This is a genomic window from Nocardia sp. NPDC004568 (assembly GCF_040609955.1).
Classification (GTDB): Bacteria; Actinomycetota; Actinomycetes; order Mycobacteriales; family Mycobacteriaceae; genus Nocardia.
In genome coordinates, this window is sequence record NZ_JBEXLL010000153.1 from 1 (window position 1) to 5,638 (window position 5,638).

Consider the following 5,638-nt stretch of genomic DNA (forward strand, 5'->3'; position numbering starts at 1 on the left):
CAGGAGGGCGTCGAGATCATTGGTCACACACTGGTCATAGACGCCCTCCGCCCATGTCCGGGCATCGACGGGACTTCGGACTTACTCGTCTAGCGCGGTCGATCCCCACCCGTACGCGGACGCCGGGTTCCTGTTCAACCGGGTACTGCAACCATTCATCACCGGCGTCCTGGGCAAAACCCTCTACGCCGATATGCGCGCGATGGAAGCGCTGCTCAGGGCATCCGATCTCGACTGGACGATCGTCCGGCCGAGCGGACTCTTCGACCTGCCGCACCGTACCGACTACACGATCGCCGCGGAGCGGGCGGAGGGCCGGTTCACCGCCCGGACCGACCTGGCGGCCTGCCTGCTGCGACTCGCCGAAACCGATGACCTTCTGCGAACCGTCGTCGGTGTGGTCACCACCACCGACACTCCCGGCATGCTGGACCTCATCCGCGCGGAGGCATTCGGAAAGAGCTGACCGGCTCCCCGCGGCCACCGGACCGGGCGGCCGCGGGGGCCGCGGGTCTCGGCGATACCATCGCCGGGACCGTCCGGCGCGCAGCGGACCGGCGGTGCGCACTCCGACCCCGGCGCGCGACCCCCGAGGGGCACGAACTCGGAACGAGGACAGTGGATGAGCGACCCGCAGATCCGTGACGGCTACCTTCCCGGCCTTCGCGGCCGCGTGCCGATCCGCGAATACCTGCCGGCCACCCCGGATCCGGCGGTTCCGGCGCTGCTGTGGCTGCACGGAGGCGCGTTCGTCTCGGGCGGGCTCGACCAACTCGAATCACACGCGGTGGCCCTGCGGATCGCCGCGACCGGACGCCGGGTACGCACGGTCGACTACGCGCTGATTCCCCGTTTCCAGGCCTGGGGTCCACCGAAGTACCGGCCGTCGGACAACCGGTATCCGGCACCGCTCGACGATGTCCTCACCGCGCTTTCCGATCTACTGGACGAAGAGCCTTCGACCGTCCTCGGGGGCGCGAGCGCGGGCGCCTGCCTCGCCGCCTCCGCCGCACTGCGGCTGCGCGACTCGAGTGGACCGGGACCCGCCGGGCTGGTCCTGGCCTATGCCACCCTGCATGCCGAACTCCCCCGGCTCCCGGAACCGGTACGCGCCCGGCTGCGCGGACGCCGTCGCCTCGGTACCTTCACCCCACAGGTCATCCGGCGGATGAATCTCAACTATGTGGGTTCGGAAGAGCTGCTACGCGACCCGGAGATCTTCCCGGGCGGGGCCGACCTGACCGGACTGCCACCGGTGCTGCTGCTCGACGCCGCCTACGACTCGTTGAGCGCGTCGAGTACGACCTTCGTCGGAGAACTCGCCGAGGCCGGGATCGAGACCGAGCATGTGATCGTTCCCGGCACGCGGCACGGTTTTCTCAACCGGCCCCGCTCCGCCGGATTCCGGGACGGAACCGAGGCCCTGGTGCGCTGGCTGGATCGGCTGAACCGGCCGGCTCCTTCATCGAACCGGCCGGAACACCGTGCTCAGCGGGCGGCCGCGGCCGTCTGCCCCTCGGCCGGATGGACACCATACTGATCGGTTTCCATCAGATGCGCGATATCGCGGCCGGCCGGGGTCATGGCCAGGTCCGATCTGGTCTCGATGAGGAATGCGCGGTACCCGGGCTGCACATCCTCTTCGGGCCCCTGATGCAGCAGACCCTTGGGGGTCCAGGTGACGGTCCCGGGCGTATCGACCGAGCCCCACGCCGACGGGCCCATGGCGTAGCAGATGACCTCGTCGAAATCGGCGTTGTGATGGACCGGCGGGCGGGTACTGCGCCGGCTACCGGTGCCGAAGACGAAATCGTTGCCCGAGGTACTGCTCATGAGCCGGGCCGGGGCGAGGCCGCCCTCCGCGACGCCGAGACCCTGCACATGTTCGAGGTTGAACCGGACGACGAGCGGGGCACCGACCACATCGAGGCACGGAATGGGATCGACATCGTAGAAATACGAGGTGAAGGTATCGCCGGTGCGGACGACCACCTCGTATTCGTCCTCGACCGGTAGCCCGGGGCGTCCGTGCGGGGTGGGCCGGTCCAGGTGCAGGTCGGGATTGAAGGTGCCGGGGGCACCTTCTGGGTCCAGATGGAGTTCGCTCGCGGTGACCACGATGAACTCGGTGATCTCCTCGGCGATCTCACCCCACCGATAGGTGACGGCGCGGGGGATCAGGACGATATCCCCGGCCCGCACCTCCAGGGTGCCCACCTCGGTGTCTAGTTCGCCTCGCCCGGACACGATGTAGTGCAGTTCGTCGGAGCGGACATTGACATAACCGAAGGACATCGCGGCCGAGCGCCGGTTCAGTTCGAAGCCGATGCCGTCACCCTCGAGAATCGGCACCGGTAGGGCCTTGGGTTCGGCGAACACACCGGCGGGTAGATCCCAGGTGTGGAAGCGCCGCGGCACGTATTCGCCACGGGCGTGCAGGAAACGGGGCCGGTACTGGGCGCGCACAATGGTCGTGTTCGGACCGGCGAAACCGTTGCGGGAGAAAAGCTCGATGTTGGGCGCCAGGACGTCGTCCGGCATGCAGCACCTCCGAAACTCGTTGTGCCACAGATCCTAGACCCGCGCCGACCCCCGCGCGCACTTTTGCGAACTCACCCTTGCCAAGGTATCTGTCACCGAAAGTACACTCCCGGCAGGGATTCCGTCAGCGCCGGAACGGCGGCACCGGCAGATCGTCGCCGAAGATATCCGGCAGATCGCGCGCCACACTGTCGGGATACCGAGCGGGCCGCTTCTCCAGGAACGAAACCACGCCTTCCTTGGCGTCGGCGCTGGCACCCCGGCTGTGGATACCGCGCGACTCGACCCGGTGCGCGATCATCGGATGATCCGCGCCCAGCCCACGCCACAGCATCTGCCGCGACAGCGCCACCGAGACCGGTGCGGAATGCTCGGTGATCCGGCGCGCCAGCGCATACGCCTCGTCCAGCAGGCTCTCCGCCGCGTACAGCCCGTAGAACAGTCCGGCCTCGTAGGCCTCCGCCGCGTCGACCAGGCGACCCGAGTACACCCAGTCCAGCGCCTTCTGCATGGAGACCAGGCGCGGCAGGAACCAGCTGGAACAGGATTCCGGGACGATACCGCGCCGGTTGAACACGAACCCGATCCGGGCGTTGTCGGCCGCCAGCCGGAAATCCGCGGCCAGCGTCATGGTGATGCCCACGCCGACGGCGGGCCCGTTGATCGCGGCGATGACGGGCTTACGGGATTCGAACATCCGCAGCACGAGTTCGCCTCCGCCGTCGCGGAAGTCCTCGGTCGGCGCGCCCTCCGGAGCGACGAAGGTCTCCGCCCCGGCGGACAGATCGGCACCGGCGCAGAAGGCGCGTCCGGCGCCGGTGAGCACCACGGCGCGCACCGCGTCGTCACGGTCGCAGGTGTCGAATGCCTCGATCAGCTCATAGCCCATCGCTGTGGTGAAGGCGTTCAGTGCGTCCGGGCGATCGAGCGTGATGGTGGCGACGGAGTCGGAGATATCGAGGCGAATAGCGGCCATACGGGACAGCATGCCATCTGTGTCCCCGATATGGGCCGGCTCACGGTGCGGTGGCGCACCGCACGAGAAGTTCCGCCGCGTCCGCCGGCGGGTTTCCGTGCCGCCAGACGGCACGGAATTGCCTGGTCAGCACTATCGAATCGGCCAGCGCGACCCGGTGCAGCGCACCGGCGGCCAGTTCCGGCGCGGCGACGAGCGTGCTGAGGACCGCCGGCGCCATCCCGCTCCGCGCGGCGGCGACGATGGCGACCGCCGAGCCGAGTTCGGCGGCGGGTGGCGCCGGTGGGCCGTACGCGCGCAGTATCTCCTGCACCGTCTCCCTGGTCCCGGACCCGGATTCGCGCCACAGCAGTGGGGTCGCCGCCAGTTCACGCAGGCTCACCGGATGGGTGCGCGCGGCCCACGGATGCGTGGGGCCCACCACTACGAGCAGTTCGTCCGCGCCGAGTACCCGGCCACCGAGACCGGCCGGGGGGTGCGGACCCTCGACGAACCCGATATCGGCCGCGCCCCCGCGCACCATGGCCTCCACCTGGGCCGTGTTGTCGACCTCCAGCGCCACCGCGATATCCGGGCGGATACCCCGCAGATCGGCGAGCCACTGCGGCATCCGGTGATCGGCGATCGTCTTGGAGGCCGCGATGCGCAACCGGGGAGTATCGGCGGAATGCAGCGCGGCGACGGTCTCGTTGAACGTCCGGGCCGCGGCGAGCACCGTGCGCGCCTGATCGACCACCGCGCGGCCGGGTTCGGTGAGGCGGGAACCGGTGGGCCCCCGGTCCAGCAGACGCAACCGCAGCCGACGCTCGAGCGCGCTGATCCGCATACTCGCGGCGGGCTGGGTCATTCCGTGCCGCCGGGCCGCGGCACCGAGGCTGCCGGTATCCGCCACGGAGACCAGCAGGTCGAGCACCGCGAGGTCGGGGGTGGTGGGCGGCAGGGTCACATCCTCGATTATGGAACGGCGGTCATCAGTATTTCTTATGAGGTCCTCCGGAATCGGCGGCTACCGGCGTGCGCCGCTGTTCGCCAAGGTCACAGGGGTGAACGAGATGTATCGCAGACTCCCGGGCCTGACGGTGGCGGCCGCTCTCGCGACCGTGGCCACGGCCCTGGCCGTCGCCGTCCCACTCGCGGGAGCTCCGGTACTGGCGCTGACCTGCGGGGCGATCCTGGGTGGCCGGGCCGCACGGTCGGACCGGTTCGAACCCGGGCTGGCCTGGGCACGGCAGCATCTGCTGGGTGTCGCGATCGTCCTGCTGGGCCTGGGCCTGCCCTTGGACGCGGTGCTCACGGTCGGCCGGGAAACCGCGGTGGTGCTGCTGGGCACACTGGCCGCGACGGCGGTGACCGCCGTCGTGGTGGGTCGGCTGCTGGCGTTGCACCGCGAATCGGCGGTCCTGATCGCGGCCGGATCGGCCATCTGCGGCGCGTCCGCCATCGCCGCCGCCACCGCGGTCCTGAAACCGGATCGCGAACGGGTCGCCTACGCACTGGCCACCATCTTCGTCTTCAATATCACCGCCGTGCTGGTCTATCCGCCGCTCGGCCGGCTGCTCGGTATGTCGGAGCGGGCATTCGGCCTGTGGGCGGGTACCGCGGTCAACGACACCTCCTCGGTGCTGGCGGCGGGTATCGCCTTCGGCCCGGCGGCAGCGAGTTTCGCGGTGATCGTGAAATTGGTCCGCAGCCTGATGATCGTCCCGCTGTGCCTCGGCCTGCACCTGTCCGCCCGCCGCGCCGCGCCGCAGGCACCGCGCGCTGCTCTGTGGCGCAGCGTTCCGCCGTTCGTCGTACTGTTCGTGGCGGCGTCGATCGTCGCCGGACTCGGGGTGCTGCCGGCCGACTGGACCGACCGGCTCACCGGTCTCAGTTCCTGGCTCGTCGCCGCGGTCCTCGCCGCGATCGGCACCTCACTCACCTGGCGACGGCTGCGCGCGGCCGGACCGCGTCCGCTGCTGTTCGGCGGCATCCTCGCGGTGACGCTGGCGGTGTCCGCGCTGATCCTGCAGTACGCGACGGGATGGCGGTGAGACGAAACGGGACCGGCCGGCCGGGCGCAGCCGTCGCCAGGTGAGTGAGGTGCCGATCGCGGCGAGGACCGCGGCGACGAGCCAGGAA

Annotated in this window: 6 protein-coding genes; 3 read left to right on the top strand and 3 right to left on the bottom strand. The window is 69.7% G+C overall.

Annotated elements, in window-relative coordinates; all coding sequences use genetic code 11:
* Window positions 1–169: 169 nt before the first annotated feature.
* Together ABZV91_RS32025 and ABZV91_RS32030 are read left to right on the top strand one after the other, a co-directional pair.
* A complete protein-coding gene (locus ABZV91_RS32025) occupies window positions 170–466 on the top strand; it encodes an NAD(P)H-binding protein (RefSeq protein ID WP_355249464.1) in 297 nt (98 codons plus the stop codon).
* 156 nt (window positions 467–622) lie between these two features.
* The gene (locus ABZV91_RS32030; protein WP_355249459.1) at window positions 623–1,540 is read left to right on the top strand and encodes an alpha/beta hydrolase; all 918 of its coding nucleotides are present in this window, start codon (window positions 623–625) and stop codon (window positions 1,538–1,540) included.
* Here ABZV91_RS32030 and ABZV91_RS32035 read toward each other — a convergent pair.
* From ABZV91_RS32035 to ABZV91_RS32045, 3 genes are all read right to left on the bottom strand, one after another.
* Window positions 1,489–2,541: a homogentisate 1,2-dioxygenase gene (locus ABZV91_RS32035; RefSeq protein WP_355249460.1), complete on the bottom strand. Its 1,053-nt coding sequence runs from the start codon at window positions 2,539–2,541 to the stop codon at window positions 1,489–1,491. The genes ABZV91_RS32030 and ABZV91_RS32035 overlap by 52 nt on opposite strands.
* Window positions 2,542–2,665: 124 nt before the next feature.
* Window positions 2,666–3,517 carry a crotonase/enoyl-CoA hydratase family protein gene (locus ABZV91_RS32040; protein ID WP_355249461.1) on the bottom strand — a complete coding sequence of 284 codons (852 nt, stop codon included), beginning with the start codon at window positions 3,515–3,517 and terminating at the stop codon, window positions 2,666–2,668.
* Window positions 3,518–3,557: 40 nt separating this feature from the next.
* On the bottom strand, window positions 3,558–4,463 hold the full coding sequence (locus ABZV91_RS32045; RefSeq protein ID WP_355249462.1) for a LysR family transcriptional regulator: 906 nt from the start codon (window positions 4,461–4,463) through the stop codon (window positions 3,558–3,560).
* Window positions 4,464–4,500: 37 nt separating this feature from the next.
* Between ABZV91_RS32045 and ABZV91_RS32050 the strand changes: the two genes are divergently transcribed.
* The gene (locus tag ABZV91_RS32050) at window positions 4,501–5,550 is read left to right on the top strand and encodes a putative sulfate exporter family transporter (RefSeq protein ID WP_355249463.1); all 1,050 of its coding nucleotides are present in this window, start codon (window positions 4,501–4,503) and stop codon (window positions 5,548–5,550) included.
* Window positions 5,551–5,638 lie beyond the last annotated feature (88 nt).

Coding starts and splice junctions, on each gene's coding strand:
- ABZV91_RS32040 (WP_355249461.1), bottom strand. CDS start 3,517: ATGGCCGCTATTCGCCTCGATATCTCCGACTCCGTCGCCACCATCACG.
- ABZV91_RS32035 (WP_355249460.1), bottom strand. CDS start 2,541: ATGCCGGACGACGTCCTGGCGCCCAACATCGAGCTTTTCTCCCGCAAC.
- ABZV91_RS32030 (WP_355249459.1), top strand. CDS start 623: ATGAGCGACCCGCAGATCCGTGACGGCTACCTTCCCGGCCTTCGCGGC.
- ABZV91_RS32050 (WP_355249463.1), top strand. CDS start 4,501: ATGAGGTCCTCCGGAATCGGCGGCTACCGGCGTGCGCCGCTGTTCGCC.